A 358-nucleotide genomic window follows, 5' to 3' on the forward strand; every position below is an offset into this window, starting at 1 on the left:
GACCTATTTTGCCTGGAAGAAGAAGTATGGCGGGCTGCTGCCCGACGAGATGCGGCGGTTGAAGCAGCTTGAGGACGAGAACGCGCGGCTGAAACGGATCGTGGCGGACCTGACGCTCGACCGGCAGATGTTGCAGGACGTCGTTCGGCGAAAGCTCTGAAGCCGGCGCGGTCGCGTGAACTGGTTCGCGGGATGTGTGCAGACTGGGCGGTTTCGATCCGTAGGGCATGTGGGGCCTTGCGATTTGACTGCTCGAGCTACCACTACAAATCCCGCCGCACCGATCCGGCAGAGCTGAAACGGCGGATCAGGGAGATCTGTGAGACGCGTGTGCGCTATGGCTACCGCCGCGTTTACG

General features: G+C 61.7%; 1 pseudogene. It reads left to right on the forward strand.

Going from position 1 to position 358, the window contains the following annotated elements:
- Positions 1–358, forward strand: a pseudogene (locus IB235_RS24880) (transposase); the annotation flags it as partial.

Source organism: Paracoccus sp. PAR01 (assembly GCF_014851995.1).
GTDB classification, from domain to species: domain Bacteria; phylum Pseudomonadota; class Alphaproteobacteria; order Rhodobacterales; family Rhodobacteraceae; genus Paracoccus; species Paracoccus litorisediminis.